This is a genomic window from Lacibacter sp. (genome assembly GCF_057361365.1).
This window is the reverse complement of sequence record NZ_JBMQSG010000011.1, coordinates 118,396-139,571: the sequence shown is the minus strand read 5'-3', so window position 1 is coordinate 139,571 and position 21,176 is coordinate 118,396. Positions and strand designations below refer to the sequence as shown.

The 21,176-nt window shown below is 40.5% G+C and carries 11 protein-coding genes; all 11 read left to right on the top strand.

Translation table 11 applies throughout. The annotated features are described in order from the left end of the window. The first annotated feature begins 671 nt into the window (after positions 1 to 671). The 11 genes from ACO1QW_RS10245 (at position 672) to ACO1QW_RS10195 (ending at position 21,171) form a co-directional block, all read left to right on the top strand. Complete coding sequence (locus ACO1QW_RS10245) at positions 672 to 1,226, top strand: RNA polymerase sigma-70 factor (RefSeq protein ID WP_486258166.1); 555 nt, start codon at positions 672 to 674, stop codon at positions 1,224 to 1,226. 530 nt (positions 1,227 to 1,756) lie between these two features. After that, positions 1,757 to 4,861 (top strand): SusC/RagA family TonB-linked outer membrane protein, encoded by a 3,105-nt coding sequence (locus ACO1QW_RS10240; protein ID WP_486258164.1) that lies wholly within the window; start codon positions 1,757 to 1,759, stop codon positions 4,859 to 4,861. A 197-nt stretch (positions 4,862 to 5,058) separates the two neighbouring features. After that, positions 5,059 to 6,732 (top strand): RagB/SusD family nutrient uptake outer membrane protein, encoded by a 1,674-nt coding sequence (locus ACO1QW_RS10235; protein ID WP_486258162.1) that lies wholly within the window; start codon positions 5,059 to 5,061, stop codon positions 6,730 to 6,732. A 167-nt stretch (positions 6,733 to 6,899) separates the two neighbouring features. Next, positions 6,900 to 9,851, top strand: a complete 2,952-nt coding sequence (locus ACO1QW_RS10230; protein ID WP_486258160.1) for a SusC/RagA family TonB-linked outer membrane protein — start codon at positions 6,900 to 6,902, stop codon at positions 9,849 to 9,851. A 29-nt stretch (positions 9,852 to 9,880) separates the two neighbouring features. After that, on the top strand, positions 9,881 to 11,656 hold the full coding sequence (locus ACO1QW_RS10225) for a RagB/SusD family nutrient uptake outer membrane protein (protein WP_486258158.1): 1,776 nt from the start codon (positions 9,881 to 9,883) through the stop codon (positions 11,654 to 11,656). Positions 11,657 to 11,688: 32 nt separating this feature from the next. Then, positions 11,689 to 12,717: a DUF5627 domain-containing protein gene (locus tag ACO1QW_RS10220; protein WP_486258156.1), complete on the top strand. Its 1,029-nt coding sequence runs from the start codon at positions 11,689 to 11,691 to the stop codon at positions 12,715 to 12,717. A gap of 34 nt (positions 12,718 to 12,751) precedes the next feature. Continuing rightward, positions 12,752 to 13,885, top strand: a complete 1,134-nt coding sequence (locus ACO1QW_RS10215) for an endo-1,4-beta-xylanase (protein WP_486258154.1) — start codon at positions 12,752 to 12,754, stop codon at positions 13,883 to 13,885. Positions 13,886 to 14,083: 198 nt separating this feature from the next. Then, positions 14,084 to 16,045, top strand: coding sequence for a family 43 glycosylhydrolase (locus tag ACO1QW_RS10210; RefSeq protein WP_486258152.1), 1,962 nt, complete (start codon positions 14,084 to 14,086; stop codon positions 16,043 to 16,045). Between the two features lie 74 nt (positions 16,046 to 16,119). After that, a complete protein-coding gene (locus tag ACO1QW_RS10205; RefSeq protein WP_486258150.1) occupies positions 16,120 to 18,579 on the top strand; it encodes a glycoside hydrolase family 95 protein in 2,460 nt (819 codons plus the stop codon). 345 nt (positions 18,580 to 18,924) lie between these two features. Further along, positions 18,925 to 20,088: an alpha/beta hydrolase-fold protein gene (locus ACO1QW_RS10200; protein WP_486258148.1), complete on the top strand. Its 1,164-nt coding sequence runs from the start codon at positions 18,925 to 18,927 to the stop codon at positions 20,086 to 20,088. 6 nt (positions 20,089 to 20,094) lie between these two features. Next, positions 20,095 to 21,171, top strand: a complete 1,077-nt coding sequence (locus ACO1QW_RS10195; RefSeq protein WP_486258146.1) for an esterase — start codon at positions 20,095 to 20,097, stop codon at positions 21,169 to 21,171. Positions 21,172 to 21,176 lie beyond the last annotated feature (5 nt).

Here is a 21,176-nt window from a genome sequence, read left to right as displayed (position 1 = left end):
CACAGCATACATTATTAAACGGGCCGGCGCATTCATCAAAAAATCATCCCGTTCAACTGGTTTGAAAGATTTTATCCTCACTCAAAAAGCTGCTTAACACAAAATTTTAGGGCAAACGGTACTTCCATTTTTCACGCAAAAGCTTTTGGCGAGCTGGTAAAAATTTCTTTTGAATACAGCTTTTAAATTCCTTCCAAAAAAATAATTACAAGTGCTAATGTAAAACTTGTTTGTTGAATAAATACAAAACTGCAAAAAATATAAAAAAGGCAATTGGTTGATTTTCAATCAATATAATCGGTTGCATAAAATCGTCACAAAACATTTGTTCTATAAGTTTCAACAAATGAGCCAGCCCTGCAGAACCGGAAAAATTAGTTTTGAAATCATAAGAATTTAACCGGCGAGGGCAAAAAGCAGGAACGTTCGGCTTTGATTTTTTTCCGGAAAAATTCGAAGGTATTGGACGGCAAGGCAAGCCAGCAGTAGGGAGGCCATACGAAAGAATTATCTCCCGCTAAAAGCCTGACCTGACCGTCGGTTGCGATTGTTCAGTTTATCATATACCAACTTGAATTTGGCTGCTTTGGGATTTACATAGTTTCTATGTGGTGCCATGCCGTGTCGTTCAAGATCACACTACTGATTGCCATATGGAAGTAATAAAAGATTTGCAAAGACAGATTGCGATGCATGATATGAGGGCATATAAAGAATTATATATGCTTTTGTTTGATGGTCTTCATAAACTCTCTTTTTCTCTTATTAAGTCTCGGGAAGGTGCTGAAGAAATTGTATCTGACACCTTTATTAAATTATGGCAAATAAGAAGCCAGCTGCACCACATTGAAAATCTCCGGGCCTATCTCTATACCACAACAAGAAATCTATCTCTCAACTACCTGGCAAAAACTTCAAGGCGTCCTGTATATCATTTAAATGATGTGCATGTGGACATAGTTGTTGAGTTTACGAGCCCCGAAGATTTGTTTATTTCCAATGAAACAATAAGAGGAATAGAGGAAGCTATACAAGGGCTGCCTCCCCAGTGTAAACTGGTATTTCAATTAGTGAGAGAAGAAGGGTTAAAATACAAAGACGTAGCGAATGAATTGAATATTTCTGTTTTCACCGTACGCAATCAAATGTCGATAGCTACCAAAAAGATAAGCGATGCTTTAATGTATGGAGTTACCAGTCGGTTTGGATTGGCCACTTCTAACTAATACTGATTGATCCGGTGATAATTCCTGATCAACCAAACAGTTCTTTTAAAAAAGTTTAAACCGGCTTTGGTACATTTTAAACTCCACCTTGTCTATTCAAATAAGGCAGTTATTGTCACTGATCAGTGACGTAACTAAGACGGGAATTAAAATGAAACTGAAATTCTGATTTTTTCAATCGTATGATGATGTCCAACAATTTCAACAATATACAAGAGGATTACTCATGCATAAGAAAGGAGAAAGCCTACAACAAACATCTGAAGCGAATGCAGGATCATTTGGTTAAGGCCGCACTTCAATCAGAAGCTATATCAGAACAAATGCCCGAATCCAAACCCATGAAACCAAAAGCACCATGCGTGCAATGGAATCAATTGAGAAATTGATTTTTTTAACTGCTACCATAAACACCTTCATCCCGCAACAACAGTTGCGTGGATACTTCGAAAACCAAAACGATTGAACATTTAACAATGATGTTTAAAAACTTGCAAAATCAAGCTTTCTATAAATTAAAAAAATCAAGTATGAAATGCGTGGCTAAAAACAAGCTGCTTAAGCTGGCAATTGCTCTTATTTGGATTTTATTGGCAGGCGTACCTGTAATGGCCCAGGATTCCCGAACGGTGTCGGGGACCGTAAGAGATTCATCAGGTGTTGCGCTTTCGGGAGCCACCATTAAGGTAAAAGGAACCAATATATCAACTGCATCTGATTCAACTGGTCATTTCAGGATTACTATTCCTACAAAAGACAGAATACTTGTGGTTAGTTATGTTGGAATGGATGAAATAGAAGTGAATGTAGCCAATCAAAATATGGTTGAGGTGCGATTAAATATTGCTCGATCTACTATGGAAGACGTTGTTGTAGTTGGTTACGGCCGGCAAAAGAAAGAAAGTGTGGTAGGGGCTATTACTCAAACAACGGGGAAAGTTCTTCAGCGTGCAGGTGGTGTTTCAAATATTGGTGCTGCACTCACCGGCAACGTGCCTGGCGTTATAACCGTACAGGGAACAGGGGTACCCGGAGGCGAAGATCCTACTATATATATCAGGGGGCAGGGTACGTGGAATAGTTCAAGCCCTTTAGTGTTGGTAGATGGAATTGAACGTCCGATGAATGGTGTCGATATTGGCTCAGTAGAAAGCGTTTCTATTTTAAAAGATGCATCGGCCACGGCAGTTTTTGGCGTGAAGGGTGCCAACGGTGTTATTCTTATAACTACTAAAAGAGGTGTTGAGGGTAGGGCGAACATAAATTTCACCTTTAACTCTACAATGAAAATACCTTCCCGCCTTCCGCAAAAATATGATGCATATGATGCATTACAAATCAGGAATTTGGCGATCGAACGGGAATTAGCAATCAGTCCTGCATCATGGGCTGATTATACTCCTCAGGCAATAATTAATAAATATCGTAATCCAGCAAATGCACAGGAGGCCCAACAGTATCCCAATATTGACTGGCAGGACGAGTCTCTTAAAAAGATGGCCTGGGCACAAAATGCCAACATCAATATTTCAGGGGGATCGGGATTTGTAAAATATTTTACTTCAGTAGATATCCTTCACGAAGGTGATATCATGAAAATTCCAGACAACCATAAAGGTTACACACCCGGTTTTTTTTATGACAGGTTAAACATTCGTGCAAACCTCGATTTCAAATTAACCAAAACCACAAACCTCTCAGTAAACCTTGCCGGACTACACGGAAACAAACAAAATTCACGTAGCGGTTTTGAGTATTCGTGGTACCAGGGTATTTATGGTAATGCACCTGATCTTTTTTACCCTCAATACAGCGACGGTTCTTATGGCTATTATCCACTTGACCCCGTTTCAACCAATAACCCTGCGCTGATACTTGGAAACAATGGTGTTTTGAATACCAAAACAACCCAAATGACAACCGATTTTGTGCTCACACAGGACTTAAGCTTTTTAATCAAGAACCTTAGCTTCAGAGGGTCCTATTCACTTGATAACACCTTTGTTGCAACCGGTGGAATTAATGATGGCGGCAGTAACATCACTAAATGGATTAACCCAGTTACTGGCGCAGTTCAATACGGCAATACAGCTGGATCGAACCAGTTCGACTATGTAGTACCGCTATGGACAGGAGCTTCAGATGTATTTAATAATGGGGGAACAAGGAGACAGAATGTTTATCAGTTGCAATTAAACCATTCCGCCAAAATAGGAAGGCACAATATTACAGCAATGGGCTTGTTCATGCGTAACGAAAATGCGACAGGCAGTAGTTTCCCCGAATATCGTGAAGATTGGGTGGGCAGGGTTACTTACAATTTTGCCAGCCGGTATTTTGCTGAATTTAATGGAGCATACAATGGCTCACAAAGATTTGGCCCCGATTACAGGTTCGAGTTTTTTCCTTCTGCAGCAATAGGTTGGACGATAACGAATGAAAAATTCATGCAGAAAATTCCTTGGGTATCCTCTCTTAAACTTCGTGGTTCGTATGGTTTAGTGGGAAATGACAGGGTAGGCGGAAATTATCTTTATGTAACGCAGTGGGGTTATGGTGGACAAACCCGAATGGGTGATAATAACGCCAACAGCCCTTATGTAAATTTCAGAGAAAATTCTATAGGCAACCCGAATGTGCATTGGGAAACAGTGGCTAAGGCAAATATTGGTTTAGACTTTTCACTATTCAGAGGACTTTTTGAAGGTACTGTTGAGCTGTACCAAGATCGTAGAACCGACATTTTAATCAATGGTAATCAAAGAGCAGTTCCAGCCTATTATGGCGGTACTCCACCAATTTCCAACCTGGGTGAAACAGTTGTAAAGGGGTATGAATTGGAACTCAAGTTTAATAAAAGGCTTAAGAGGAGTATGCGTGTATGGGCAAACACTGCGATGACCTACGCTAAGGATGAGGTAATTGATCGTGACGATCCGCAATTGCTGGATGCATATCGTAAACAGGCTGGATACCAGATTGGACAGGCCAGGTCTTATATCCGTACGGGGTACTACAATACATGGGATGAGGTTTACGGCAGCGGTATATTAAATGAAAACGACAATAATAAAATGCCCGGAAACTTCAACCTCGTTGATTTTAATGGCGATGGAAGAATTGATGAGGCTGATATTGTGCCGTTCGCTTACCCGTCGAGACCTCAAAATACATATACTGCTACATTAGGCTTTGACTATAAGCACTTCACTATCATGGTTCAATTCTACGCAGTAAATAATGTTACTCGTGAGTTAACTCAAACAAACTTCAATGCAAAGTTGAATTCGGTTTACAAGCAGGGAGATTATTGGTCGAAGGATAATACTGATGCTCAATCTCCTTTGCCAAGATGGAAATCATTACGATCTAACAGTGCTTACGGAGATTTCTACTTATATGATGGTTCTTATGTTCGTTTGAAGACAGCAGAAATAGCTTACACTTTAGACCAAACATGGTTGAAAAAGGCAGGCATACAAACTATGCGTGTATTTGTTAATGGTAACAATCTTCTTTTCTGGAGTAAAATGCCTGACGATCGTGAAGCTAACATCGGCAATGGCAATACTTCAGGACAGGGCGCTTATCCAACAGTTCGCCGAATCAATTTTGGTTTCAATCTTAGTTTATAAACGATTAAAAGTTGTATATGAAAAAGTCAATAAAAATAACTTTATCTGTAGCTGTGCTGCTTTCAGTTTTAGCAATAGCTTCTTGTAAACGATATCTTGACAGGCCATTGGAAGCCAGTATCTCGGAAAAGGACGTTTTTTTGAATTTCCGAAGTTTCCAGGGTTTTACTGAAGAGTTACATAATTGTCTGCCTGACATGTCTAAGTCTACCTGGAATAGTGAGTGGAATACGGGAGACGATGTTTTGTCAACAACAAATGCAAACTACAGGTTGAATGCAGAATTTGACAATGGTAATTACAGGGCCTGGCAAACCGGTGGTGGTGGTTGGGACAATAGCTGGCTCGACGATACTGGTGCCGGTACCGATAATCTTGGGAATAACCATCAACGTAAAGGACTTTGGCCATTAGCCTGGTATGGCATCCGTAAAGCGAATCTAGGCTTGGCTAATCTCGATAAAATGGTCAATGCAACACAGGAAGAAAAAGATGTTATTAAAGGACAATTGTTGTTTTTCCGTGGGTTTTTCCATTTCCAGTTGATGAGTTTTTGGGGAGGGCTTCCCTATATTGATACAGTGCTATCGAGCAGTGCAAAACTAGAGTTGCCCAGACTCAACTACCGCCAGACATCTCTTAAGGCTGCGAAAGATTTTGAAGATGCTGCAGCTTTACTGCCTGCTAATTGGGATAATACAGCCGTTGGACAGCTGACCTTGGGAAATAACCAGCAGCGTATAACCAAAGTTGCGGCCCTGGGGTTCAAGGGTAAAACTTTATTGTATGCAGCGAGCCCGATGATGAATGAAGAATCAACTGGTTCGGCCACTTATGATCAGGCGTTGTGCAAAGACGCTGCTGATGCCTTTACCCGTGCTCTGAAAATTTCATCAGAAGCTGGAGGTAGTGGAGAAGCTGTATATAAACTAATACCATGGTCCAATTATACCGACATTCTTTTTACGATATCATCTTATGGAAAATATCCGGGTTTTCCGGAGGTTATTGTTAGCCCGCCTGCTTATAGCCCGGGACCGGGCGGAGCTTCCAGGTGGTCATTAGTTAACATGTTTATTCCACCACCATTGGGAGGAGAAGCCGGTATATCATCACCTGCAGCAAACTATGTTAACTACTTTGGAATGGCAAACGGACTTCCGCTTGATGCAGCAGGGTCTGGCTATAATCCAGCAGATCCATGGAGCGGCAGAGATCCTCGTTTTTATAAAGACATTACTTATGATGGTGTGCAGATGATCAGGGGTACCGGGAATGCTGCTTACAAATATGCCAACCTCTTCAATGGCGGAAACTTACGGATTGATGCCAGTGCAAGCCGCTCTGGATATCTCATTCGCAGATTTGTAACTGATGGCTGTAACAATACGGACAACGAATGGAACAATCTCAACATTGTAATTCCTTATCTCCGTTTAGGAGATGTTTATCTCATGTACGCAGAAGCAGTATTACATGGATATGGAACGCCTCAAAGTAGTGCTCCGGGTTATTTAACTGCAATAGAGGCCGTAAATAAAATAAGAACCCGTGCTGGAGTTCCCGGTGTAGACGCCAGATACCTCGGCTCTAAAGATGCTTTCATGGAAGAGCTTATGCGGGAAAGAGCTGTTGAACTAGCTTTTGAAGGTTTACGCTGGCACGACCTGCGCAGATGGAAGGTTGCTGATCAGAAAAAATATACAGAAAAAACTGTTATCGATTTTGACCGTGGATCAAATGGCAAGCCTATTAACCTTAGAGAAAGAGTGGTGGTGACAAGAGTGTTCGAAAAGAAACATAATTGGCTTCCGTTACCAACTAACCAGGTAAATATTTATCCGGCGTTCGGCCAAAATCCGGGCTGGTAAGAAGGTTGGTAGTATAACTACCATCACAAGCAAAAATTGAAATAAAATTCTAAGCCTTTAAAACAAAAGAAGTGAATTGTAAAACGATGTTATTGAAGCGTGTAAAAATATGCATAGCATACTGTGTTATTTTCTTGTGCTTTTCAACGGTTTTAAAAGCGCAGGAGGTGAGCCAGGTTACCATCACATCAATTGTACACGATGAAAAAGGTGCGCCGGTTCCAGGGGTTCTTGTGTCGGGTAACACAGGCAAAACCACAGCCTATACAGACAAATCTGGTAAATTTTCAATCACAGTACCAGCAAACTCTCTTGTGATACTAAATGCTAAAGACTTTAAAATGCTCACTTTGCGGGCTGAAGCAATACCTCCGAGAATCAGTATGGCGGCGAGTGGAAAGCAAGAGGTTTATCTGCCCTTTGGACAAATAGACAAGAAGGATCTTCCAGGTGCTATAAGCGTACTAAATCCGGAAACCTATATCAACCGGGATTACAATCTTTCAGTTGAAGGAGGAATGAATGGCAGGGTAGCAGGGTTGTTGTGGAGCAACAATATATGGGGTATGGAGAACGCAATGGTTATGATAGATGGAGTTCGCCGTGAATTTGCTGATATTACTCTTAACGAAATACAACAAATTAGTGTTTTAAAAGGAGTAAATGCAGCTAGCCTCTATGGAAGCCAGGCTGGTAAAGGCATCATATTCATTACAACAAAAAAAGGTGAAGCAAATACCCGTAAAATTGGCTTAAGAGTAAACACAGGTGTTTCATTACCCAGTGCTCTTCCTAACTACTTGAATTCTGCTGACTACATGACATTGTATAATGAAGCACGACGTAATGATGGTCTTGCAGATTTTTATACTCCTGCTGCCATTCAAAATTATCGTACAGGTAATTCATTTCGTTTTCCAAGCGTAGATTACTATTCATCACAGTACCTGAAAAAATACCAGAATGCTACAGATGCAAACGCTGAATTTTCCGGTGGTAACAGCAATGCAAGATTTTACTCAAACATTGGTTTTGTTAATAATTCTACTTTATTAAATATTGGTGAAGGAAAAAATGAACATGACAATCGTTTGAATGTGCGGGGAAATGTTGATTTAAAACTCAACGACAAAATTTCCAGCTCAATATATGTTTCCGCTATTTTTAGCGAAAGCCGCCGAGCACGGAGTAGTACTGCCAATACAAACTATTGGAGTAATGCAGCTTCGGCGCTGCCGAACAGGTTTACGCCGCTTATTCCTATAAATTTAATATCTGCTAATGACAAGGCTTCACTCGCTCTGGTACAGGCAAGTCGCAACCTGATTGATGGCAGATACTTATTGGGTGGGCTGCAAAGTTTTCAAACGAATCCTATTGCTGATTTGTATGTTGCAGGTTACGACCGGAACATCAGGCGTATATTCCAGGTTACTAACCAAATTAATGCTGATTTAAGTAGTGTGATGCAGGGCTTGTCGTTTCACACTTTGTTTAATCTTGATTATTCAAATTCTTACCTGCAATCGATCAGCAACACATACGCTGTATATAATCCCATCTGGAGCAGTACTTCCGACTCGTTATCGTTAAGCTCGAGTCAAAAGTTTGGAGAAGATGCTCGTCCCGGCACGCAAAATATCAACAATACCGCACAAAGGCAGAATGTTGCTTTCGCTTCGTGGTTTGGGTATGACAGAACAATAAACAATGATCATAACTTTTCAGCTAAGTTGCTGGGTTATTCTTCCAGGATTACAGTGAATGATATTTATCAGCAGATTACTAATTCACACTTGGGTTTACAGGTTGGCTACAATTACAAACACAAGTATTGGGCAGACTTTACCAGCACTTATGCCAACTCAACAAGGTTGCCCGAAGGTAACCGTACCGGTTTCTCTCCAGCAGGGAGTATTGGATGGTTACTTAGTTCGGAGAATTTTCTGGTGAATTCCAAAGTGGTGAATTATTTAAAGCTGTCTGCGTCTGCAGGAATTATTAATACTGATTTGGATATCACAAGAAACAATCAGGATGCATTCTACATCTATGATAATACATACAACAGGGGCGCAGGTTTTACCTGGAATGATGGCATACAAGGTTCTAACCAGGCCACTACTGCTGCCTGGGGACCTAATCCCAACCTCACATTTCCAAAAAGAAAAGAAGTAAATCTAAGTTTAGAAGGGTCTTTTTTCAATAACCTTCTTTCACTTCAGACTACAGTATTTAAAATGCAAATGGCAGGTCTGCCAACACAGCGATTTTCTCAATATCCAAATTATTTCAGCACGTTTATCCCCTATACAAACTACAATACAAATCAGCGTACAGGGTTTGATGTTATGTTGAATGTAAACAAGAAGGTTGGGAATGTAGAATTTAGTCTGGGAACAAATATTACCTACGCTACTTCAAAGGTTACAAAACGTGATGAACTTTTTCTCGATTCTTATCAAAACAGAGCAGGTAAACCTGTAGATGCAATCTTTGGATTGGTAAACAATGACTTTTTCATGAATCAAAATGATATAAGCAGCAGTCCGAGACAATTATTCGGTACAGAACTAAAACCCGGAGATATTAAATACAAAGATCAAAATGCAGATAACATTATTGATAGTCGGGATGAAGTAATGATAGGTCGTTTTATTGCGCCGTTCACATATGGAGTCAACTTAAATATCAGCTACAAGGCACTTAATTTGTTTATACTTGGTACAGGGAATAATGGTGGATACGGTGTAATGAATAACAACTACTATTGGGTAAGCGGCGATGTAAAGTATTCGGAAGTAGTGTGGAACAGGTGGACAGAAAGTACAAAGACCACTGCCACATACCCCCGCTTAAGTACACAACAAAGTGCAAATAATTTCCGCACTTCTGATTTTTGGTTATACAAAACAAACCGTTTTAACCTCAGCAAGGTTCAGCTCACGTACAATCTTCCGGATAAGGTATTGAGTAAATTATTTGTCAAAGATTTACTGGTATATGTTTCAGGAGCCAACTTGTACACGTTTGCTCAAAACCGTAAAATTTTGGAGTTGGCTGTTGCCAGCACCCCACAATTCAGAAATTATAACGTAGGAATCAGGGCCAATTTTTAAAGAACGATCTCAAAAAAAAAATGATAAACATGTGTAAAAAAATAATGGTGCTTGTTATACTATGCATAGCCTTTGCAGGGTGTAAAAAGAACCTTACTCCAAATGACGATAACCACCGTACGTTCGAAGATATTTATGGCGATCCTTTTTTTGCAGAAGGAATATTGATGAATGCTTACACAAGGCTCCCGACGAATGGTTATTCTTTTAACGAAGTGGCAACAGATGATGCTGTTACAAATGATAAATTCAGTCCACTTCTTAATATGGCAACCGGATCCTGGTCGGCTGCCAACAACCCTGTTGATCAATGGAACAATTCTTTTACAGCGATTTTGTATTTGAATGTTTTTCTTCGGGAGGTTGACAGTGTGAACTGGGCTCCATCGAGCAAAAACGTGCGCACCTTGTTTACAGACCGTCTTAAAGGTGAAACCTATGGGTTACGTGCACTGTTTATGTTCAATCTTCTGCAGGCACATGCAGGGTACAGCGCAAGCGGAGAATTACTTGGAATACCCATTATTACCGAGGCTCTTGAAGCTAATTCTGATTTTAAAAAACCACGTAATACTTTCGACCAATGTGTGCAGCAGATAAATGCTGATCTTGCTGAGGCTGAGAAATACTTGCCGCTCGACTATATCGATATTAGCTCCGCTGCACAACTACCGGCTAAATACAGTAGTATGGCAGTGGGAGATTATAATCGTGTCTTCGGAACTTTTAACCGACAACGTGTGTCTGGCCGAATTGTAAAAGCAATAAGAGCTAAGGCTGCAATACTTGCTGCAAGTCCGGCATATAATCCACAGTCAACTTCAACCAAATGGGAAAATGCAGCAAACTATGCAGGTCAGGTTCTTTCTTTAATTGGCGGCATTTCCGGATTGGATCCCCAAGGAGCACTGTTTTACAGCGCAACGGCTGTTCCAGGTAATACAACAACTGTTAATACCATTAATCTAGCTAACGGGATCGACCAAAAAGAAATGTTATGGAGAGGTTCTATTGTTAATACAAACAATTTAGAAAGAGACAATTTTCCTCCAACACTTTTTGGAAACGGCAGGGTAAATCCAACACAAAATCTTGTAGATGCATTCCCGATGGCAAATGGTTATCCAATTACAGATGCTGCAAGCGGCTATGTGGCAACAACCCCTTATGCTAATCGTGATCCACGATTGAGGAATTATATTGTTTTTAATGGCAGTACTATGAAAAATGCTTCTACTTTCATTTGGACAAGGACTGACAACCCAACCAATGACGCAGTCAACCTTCTCCCCACCTCAACCAGAACGGGTTATTATATGAGAAAGCTGTTAAGAGAAGATGTCAATGCAAACCCTTCATCCCTTTCTACTCAGAAACACTATCCTGTTCATATCAGATATACAGAGGTGTTTTTGATCTACGCAGAAGCAGCTAATGAAGCCTGGGGACCAGATGGAATGGGAACATTCGGCTTCTCACCCCGAACTGTAATTGCAGCTATTCGTAAAAGAGCAGGAATTACGCAGCCGGATAACTACCTGGCATCAATCTCCACAAAAGAAGACATGCGTAAACTGATACGTAATGAAAGAAGATTGGAATTAAGTTTCGAAGGTTTCCGTTTCTGGGATTTGCGTCGCTGGAAAGAAAACCTTACTGAGCCGGCAAAAGGAGTAACGATCAACAATAATGTGTTTACCATACAAACTGTTGAAAACCGTCAGTATACAGATAACATGTATTATGGACCTATTCCGTTGACCGAGGCTTTGAAAGCCAACCTTCTACAAAACAAAGGGTGGTAACACCAATCTCTAATTATTAATGTATAATAAATATGAAACGAGCTTTTTTACTATCCTTTAGTTTATTCCTGGTGCTTGCTGCCTGTAATAAAAAATGGGAGTTCCCTGACTATAAATATTCAACAGTATATTTTCCGTATCAATCGCCGGTAAGAACGCTTGTGCTGGGAGAAGATATTATTGACAATACATTGGACAACCAACGCAAATGTTTGATCATGGCGGCAATGGGCGGTGTATATGAAAACAAAAAAGACATCACAATTAATGTAGCGGTTGATAATACTTTAACTCAAAGGCTGCGGTTTGGTTCTGCAAGCGGAAGTGACATTATTGCTATGCCGGATAATTATTACGTGTTGCCGCAAGAACGCAAGATTGTTATTCCATCAGGCAAGGTAATGGGCGGCATTGAAGTGCAGTTAACAGATGCGTTTTTTGCAGATCCACGTGCAATAAAAAATACATTTGTTATTCCTTTGAAGATTCTTTCTGTTACCAATGCAGATTCTGTTTTGAGAGGATCTTCCACAAAGGCAACGCCTGATCCACGCTTTGCAGGCGATTGGGCCGTTGTTCCAAAAGATTATGTTCTCTACGCTGTAAAATATGTGAATCCTTTTCATGGCGCTTACTTACGCCGAGGTGTTGATGAAGTAAAAGGAAATAATGGTAATACTGCTTTAGATACTACAGTCGTCTATCACAAAACTTATGTTGAGCAAGACGAAGTGTGTAACCTTTTTACCAAATCGATGACACAAGACTCTATTTCCCTGAATGCAAAAAACAAAGGAAATATCAATGCCCCTTTCCAGTTGGTTCTGACTTTTGACAACACAGGTAATTGTACTGTGGCCGCACCTGCAGCAGCAAGTTACACAGTGAGCGGTAATGGTGCATTTGTAAAGAAAGGTGATATGTGGGGAAATCAAAAGAGAGATGTACTTCACTTAAAATACCAGGTAAATTTTGGAACAACTACACATAGTCTCACTGATACTTTGGTGTTGCGTGACAGGGGAGTGAAATTTGAAACGTTCAGCCCAGTTGTTTACTAAAACCTATTTGTAAAGAGAACTGATATAATAAAGTATGCGCATTAAATATTTACATATTCTCATAGCGGTTGCCGGCGGTCTTACATTCCTCAACTGCACAGGCATAAAAAGCAGCACGACAACGTCAGACTCGCCTTCATTAAAGGAAGTATTTAAAAATGATTTTTTCATTGGTACTGCATTAAATACAGCACAGATTGAAGAGAGAATTCCGGGTGCAGCTGCATTGGTTCCTCAACAGTTCAATGCAGTAACGCCAGAGAATATTATGAAGGCAGAAGTTATGCACCCGGAATGGAGCCGTTACAATTTCGACCTTTCTGATAAGCTGGTTGCCTATGCAAAAAAGCACAACATAGTAGTGAATGCACATACATTGATCTGGCATAGTCAGATGCCGCAATTTGTTCGCCGAATGAAAGATGCTGATTCGGTGCGCATGTTTTTAAATGAACATATTACCACTATTGCTGGTCGTTATGATGGTCAGGTGTATTCATGGGATGTAGTAAATGAAGCGTTGAACGAAGATGGCACCATGCGCAAATCAATTTTTCTTGATAAGCTGGGCGATGATTTTGTAACAGAGGCTTTTCGCATTGCACAAAAAGCGGCGCCTAACACAAAACTTTATTACAACGATTATAATATTGAACAGCCAAAGAAACGGGCAGGGGCTATTACACTCATCAAAAAAATTCAGGCAGCAGGTGTGCGTATTGATGGGGTAGGCATCCAGGGGCATTGGCATATCAACCACTTGCCATTGAAAGATATTGAAGAAAGTATTCGTGAATTTTCTGCATTGGGTATTGATGTGATGTTCACTGAACTTGATTTAAGTGTATTGCCAAACCCACGTGATATTGTTGGCGCCGATGTAAATCAAAGGGCAACATATGAAGCCAAACTCAACCCATATACAGCTGGCTTACCCGATTCTGTACAAACACAACTTGCCAAAAGCTACCAGGATGTGTTCCGCTTATTTTTAAAGTATAAGGAAAAAATTAGCCGTGTTACGTTTTGGGGTGTTGATGATGGACAATCATGGCTAAATGGTTTCCCTGTTCGTGGCAGAACCAATTATCCTTTACTCTTCGATAAAGAATTTAAACCCAAGCCCGCTTTTTATAAAGTCATCGAATTAAAAAACAAGAAAAAATAATTCGTTCCCTTTTGGCCCTACGCCAGGTGAACAGAAATCAGTGTAGAGATATTTTATCTCGCATAGCAATCGATAGCAACAGGTCCGCCGTTTCTACAGCGGACTTTCAATTAGCTGCATGCTATTGTGAAGTGATGTGAAAAAGAAGCTATTCAAATGGTCACAAAATTGAAAACAGCAAAACATTAAAAGAACTGTATGAACGTGAAGAATCATCGTTACATAATATTGGTCAGTTTGTTTTTAGTAAATGTATTCGTTGTACGGGGTCAGAAAGATGATGTTGATTCATCAGTTTACTACAACCAGGTTAATACGTATGTAAATCCTGTATTGCCTGGCGATCATCCTGATCCTACCATGTTACGTGTAGGTGATGATTTTTATCATTGCGGATCAAGTTTTCATTTTACACCTTACCTGCCCATTTATCATTCGAAAGATATGGTGCATTGGAAAGTGATCAGTCGTGTAGTTGCACCTGCGAAAGCTTCATTTGTTACCGATCGTCCATCAGCAGGTATCTGGCAAGGAGCTATTACTTATTTCTATGGTTCTTACTGGATATATTTTTCATCCAACGGTCAATGGTTCAGTAAAGCAAATTCACCTTTTGGTCCGTGGTCTGATGCTGTGCAGGTAAAAACAAATGCTGTTACCGGTCCACTGGGTTATGATAATTCAATTTTTGTTGATGATGATGGCAAGCCGTATATGGTGATCAAAAACGGACAGAAAGTAAATCGTCTGCAAGCGCTTGGAAAAGATGGGCAGCTGACCGACACCGTTATTAACATGGATTGGATCAATGCAAAATTGCAATACAGCTGGGCCGAAGGTCCGGTCATGTGCAAGCGCAATGGTTACTACTATTATTTTCCAGCAGGTGATGTGTCAGGCGGGCAATATGTATTAAGAGGAAAAGCACTTACTGCTGATTCAACGCAATGGGAACGATTGGGCGAATTCTTTAAACCCATTACTGATCCCAACGTTGGCTTTCGTCGTCCGAATCATATATCTGCACCCATACAATTAGCGGATGGAACATGGTGGACGATTGGACAGAGCTATGAAAAGTATGGTACCGATGATTGGTCGGGCAAAGGCCGGCAAACTTCACTTTATCCTGTTATTTGGGAAGGCGATCGTCCCTGGGGAATGGCACCAACAACCCAACCGGTGCACAAGCCAGGTCTTCCCAAATCGGGCATTGCATGGAGAAGTGTATACACCGATTATTTTGAAAAAGATATTCTTGATCTCAACTGGCATTTCTTAACGAAGAATGATGAGGCGAATTATTCGTTGAATGCACGTAAAGGTTGGGTGCGCCTTACACCTGATAGTGGAAGAACAAGCCTGGTGCAAAAAGAAACCGATCATTATTATGCTGCAGTAACAAAAGTTGATTTCAATGCAACAGATACTGCTGCAAAAGCCGGACTTTATCTTTCAAATGGAAATCAAAGAACAGTGGTGCGTTTGTACAGCGGTTTTGATAAAGAGAAACAATTGATATTCTCTTTAGACACAGCCGTTCGAAAAATTAAAAACATAGCTGGTAATATTGTTTGGTTGAAAGTGGAACGACAGCTGCACCAGTTGTTTGCCTATTACAGTACAGATGGAAAAAAATGGTTATCTATGGGTGACCCTATCAGCGCTGTCAGCTTAGATAAAGTACATCCTAATTACAACTCGTGGGTAGGCACCAGTGTTGGTTTGTTTACAGAGGGCAAGCCTGCTGATTTTGATTTCTTTGTTTGCAAGGATGGATTTTCAAAACTACCTGCAGTTGGTTACAGCAATTATTTTGGCGTTGAAAAAACAGATCTTATAGTAACAAATACTTCTGATAATGGTGGATGGTTTATGCTTTCGGGTGTTGAAATAGGCGACTCTGTATCTCCGGCTGCACAAATTGAAGTTGTTGCATCTGCAATAAAAGGAGGCAACATAGAAATTTGGATCGACGATTTAAAAACGGGCAAATTGATCGCCAGCATACCTGTTACTTCAACCGGCAATCAAACAAACTTGAAAGCATTTACGAAATCACTTAAAAATATAACAGGTAAACATGATCTGTTTATCAAATTCCCTGCAGGAAGGAGTGGCGATATTTTCATTAACAGTATCCGTTTCTTGAGAAAGTAATTTTCAATGCAATCAGAGAAGAACTTTGAAAGCAATAGTTTTACTCAATTGTAATTTAAAATAATCAGCTGCTCATGAAATTTATTCTATCGATCATTGTTGTTTTTCTCTATTCTGTTTGTTTCGCTCAAAACAAAACAGCACTGAAGCTATGGTATAACACCTCCGCAGGTAAAACCTGGGAGAATGCTTTGCCCATTGGTAATGGACGTTTGGGTGCGATGATTTATGGCAATGTTGAAACTGAAACTATACAGTTGAATGAACATACTTTATGGAGTGGTGGGCCTAACCGCAACGATAATCTTTTGGCTTTTGATTCTTTAGCAAAGATGCGTCAGCTAATTTTCGATGGTAAACAAAAAGAAGCAGAACAGCTTGCAAACAAAGTCATCATCAGTAAGAAATCGCATGGGCAAATGTTTGAACCTGCAGGTGAATTGCAATTACAGTTCAATAATCACCAACAACACAGCAATTACTACCGTGAGTTGAATATTGAACAAGCGATCGCAACAACAACTTACACATTGGCGGGTGTTACTTACACCAGAGAAGTTCTGGCTTCTTTTAAAGATCGTGTAATTGTTGTTAGGCTTACGGCAAGTAAGCCCGGTCAAATATCTTTTACTGCTTTTTACAAAACAGCTCAACCCAAAACAGAAATAAAAACTACGGCCAGTCATTTGACGTTTGCAGGCACAGTCATCGATCATGAAGGCGTAAAGGGGATGGTAAAATATAAAGGCATTGCTTCGTTCAAAAATGAAGGCGGCACCCTTACTGCAGTTGATACTTTGCTCAGCATCAGCAATGCAAACGCTGTTACTATTTTCATTTCAATTGCAACAAACTTCAACAACTATAACGATGTAGGTGGCAACGAGCAGGAACGGGCTGCATCGTATTTAAAAACTGTTGCAACAAAAACATTTACACAGATCAAAACAGAACATATTGCAGCGTATCAAAAATATTTTAATCGTGTAAAACTCGATCTTGGAACAACCGATGCCGCTAAACTGCCGACAGATGAGCGATTGAAAAAATTTAATACAGTTAACGATCCGCAGTTTGTAACACTGTATTATCAATACGGCCGCTACCTGCTCATCTCTTCATCGCAACCCGGTGGGCAACCTGCAAACCTGCAGGGCATTTGGAATAATAAAATGCGACCACCATGGGATAGCAAGTACACCATCAACATCAATGCAGAAATGAATTACTGGCCTGCAGAAAAAACAAATTTGCCAGAACTGCATGAGCCACTCTTGCAAATGGTAAAAGAATTATCGGTTACAGGTGTGCAAACAGCGAAAGACATGTATGGAGCAAGAGGTTGGATGGCGCATCACAACACCGATATCTGGCGAGCAACAGGCGCTGTGGATGGTGCATTTTGGGGAGCATGGGCCAATGGTGGTGGCTGGCTCAGTATGCATTTGTGGGAACATTATTTATACAACGGCGATAAGAAGTTTTTAGCAACGGCCTATCCGGTATTAAAAGGTGCTGCTTTGTTTTATGTTGATTTTTTAATTGAGCATCCAACAAAAAAATGGTTGGTGATGAATCCTGATATGTCGCCGGAGAATGCACCGGCAGCACACCAGGGCTCATCGCTTGATGCAGGTACAACCATGACGAATCAAATTGTGTTTGATGTTTTCAGCAGTACCATTCGTGCAGCCGAATTATTGCAGAAAGACAAATCATTTGTTGATAGTTTGAAACAGATGCGCAATCGTTTGGCCCCAATGCACGTTGGTAAACATGGACAGTTGCAGGAGTGGCTCGATGATATTGATGATCCCAACGACAAGCATCGGCACATTTCACATCTCTACGGTTTATTTCCTTCCAATCAAATATCGCCTTACCGCACACCGCAGTTGCACAGCGCTGCAAAAACAACACTCATTCATCGAGGTGATATTTCAACAGGATGGAGCATGGGTTGGAAAGTGAACTGGTGGGCAAAGATGCTTGATGGTGATCATGCTTACAAGCTTATTCAAAATCAATTAACACCGGTTGGCACTGTTGATGGTGGCGGAGGTACGTATAACAATCTCTTCGATGCGCATCCTCCGTTTCAAATTGATGGAAATTTTGGATGCACATCAGGCATTACTGAAATGTTGATGCAAAGTGCAGACGGCGCATTGCATTTGCTTCCTGCTTTACCTGCTGTGTGGCAAAAGCAAGGCAGCATTACCGGCCTGCGTGCAATAGGTGGATTTGAATTGCTGAGTATGGAATGGAAAGATGGAAAAGTTGTGAAAGCAGTTGTGCGATCAACACTCGGAGGCAATCTGCGATTAAGGTTGCCGAATAAAATGAAGTCGCTAAATGCAATTGGATTAAAGGAGGCAATTGGCGAAAACCCCAACCCGTTTTATGAAACGCCGGTAATGAAAGAACCGATTATTTCAGAAAAGGCCAGCATCGTTCCTGTTGCATTAGCGAACAGCTTTCTCTATGATGTACTAACCAAACCGGGACAAATCATAACACTGATAAACGAATGAGCAGGATTTGAGTATGAATAAAGTAACGATGAAAGATGAATTTTCTATAAGCATTTTGCTGACGATAGGCTGGAGGCGTTGATGGGTTGTGTAATATTTTCCGCTGTGGTTTTTTGGAAGTTTAAGCCGGCAGGCGTGGCTAACTTGTATCACTTTAATGCACATCAACCACGATCGAAAATTGCTTGACCAATTCACAAACTGCCGCAACTGTTACCGGAAATTTTGGCAACCTGTATCTGCTGTAAAGGCAAAGATCAACAACCTCCATTAACGCATCGTTGAAACGTTTATTAATCGAACCCGCAAAACTTACATTAAACTTAAAATAAAGCAACATAAAAAATGGTAACCAGGTCAATTCAACATCTTGCTTTTTTAGGAATGATCTTTTTTTGGGCCATCAGCGCAAATGCTCAACCACCCCGTGGGCCTTTTGTCATTTCTCCACAGGTGCACGACGATAAGACTGTAACGTTTCGTTACCTGGCGCCTTCAGCGAAAGAAGTAAAATTAGGTGGTGGACAGTTCGGTGCTTCTCAATTGCCAATGACAAAAGATTCCATTGGCATCTGGAGTATAAAAGTTGGACCTATTAAACCCGATATCTATCCTTATAGTTTTGTTGTAGATGGCATAACCGTAATGGATCCTGCCAATGTTAACTTTTTTCCCAATGAACGTTTCAAAGCAAGTCTGGTTGATGTTCCCGGCGAAACGCCTTTGATTCATGCAATGAAAAATGTACCGCATGGTACAGTTACTTATGAATATTATCCTTCGGTTGATGGTTCTACAGGGTCGGTAGTTGTTTATACGCCGCCTGGTTATGATCAGTCTGCCAATAAAACATATCCTGTTTTTTATCTCATCAGCGGAACAACCGATACCGAAGAAACATTTTTTAAAGTAGGCAAAACAAATTTCATTCTCGACAATTTAATTGCAGAAGGAAAAGCTGTTCCAATGATTGTTGTAATGCCTTACGGTAATCCCATGGCACGTATTGCTGAACAAAAGAAACAATCAAAGCCAGGTGATATTGTTGGAAGAGATAGTGAAGATGCCGTTACACGTGCAAAGTTATTTGAAACAGATCTTGTCAGCAATGTTATTCCTTACATCGAAAAAAACTACCGCACTATCAGCAACCGTAACAACAGAGCTATTGGCGGTTTTTCAAGAGGTGGCGGACAAACATTGCGTACTGCTTTCAGCAATACCGATAAGTTCTCATGGGTTTGTTGTTACAGTGCTTATTTATCGTCGCAGGAAATGGACAGCAGGTATAAAAACCTTGTTGACAATCCTGCACAAACAAATAAAGATTTCAAACTGCTTTGGGTAAGTGTGGGCAACGAAGATTTTTTATACAAATCAACTGTTGAGTTTATCGATTATTTAAAAGCAAAGCAGATCAATCACAAAAGTCTGATCACCGGTGGTGGACATACATGGATGAATGTGAAAGATTATGTGTCGCAAACAGTACCATTACTTTTTAAATAGTATATGATGAAATCATTCTTAATAGCAACTGCATTTTTCTTCATTGGTTCTGCTGTGTTTGCACAGCAACGACCACCTGTCATCAGCTCGCCAGATATAAATACCGATGGCAGCGTTACCTTTCGCTACTATTCACGAACAGCACAATCGGTAATATTGAAAGGAGAGTTTCTTACAGCGCCTCTTCCTTTTGCAAAAGATACATCGGGCATTTGGTCGGTTACGGTGAAAGATATTAAGCCCGACATTTACCCCTACAGTTTTAACGTGGATAATGTTGAACTCGCTGATCCCAACAATACCTATGTTTTCGCCAATGAGCGTTTCAAAAGAAGTGTTGTTGAAGTTCCGGGTAATACCCCATTGGTTCATTCGTTGCAAAATGTACCGCACGGAAAAATCAGTTATCGCTATTACAACTCAGTTACATTAGGTACAACAAGACAATTGCTGGTGTACACACCGCCCGGCTATAATGCCAACAGTAAAACAAAGTATCCTGTTTTGTATTTGATTCATGGCGGATCGGATACAGAAGAAACATGGACAAAAGTTGGTCGTGCAAATTTCATTGCAGATAATTTAATTGCACAAGGCAAAGCTGTGCCGATGATCATTGTGATGCCTTACGGCAATGTTCGTCCCAAACCAATGGCCGACTTTACAAAAGATGTCATCAACGATATCATTCCATTTATTGAAGCAAACTATCCCGTGTACACCGATAGTAAAAACCGTGCAGTTGCCGGCTTCTCTGTTGGTGGCGGACAAACACTCAACATTGGTTTAACCAACACCGACAAATTCGCTTACATCAGTTCTTATGCACCGTTTACAGCAACAGAAGAGTTTCAGAAAAACTTTTCGAACTATTCCCCTGATGCAAACAAGATCAATCAGCAGTTGAAATTGTTTACCATCAGTGTAGGCACCGAAGATTTTTTATACGAAAGTGTAAAAGGCAACATTGCAATGTTCGAAGAAAAAAAGATCAAGCTAAAAAGCTACATCGTACCCGGCGGACATACATGGATGAACTGCAAATTGTTTTTAGCCACTACACTCCAGGAAATTTTTAGATAATCGAA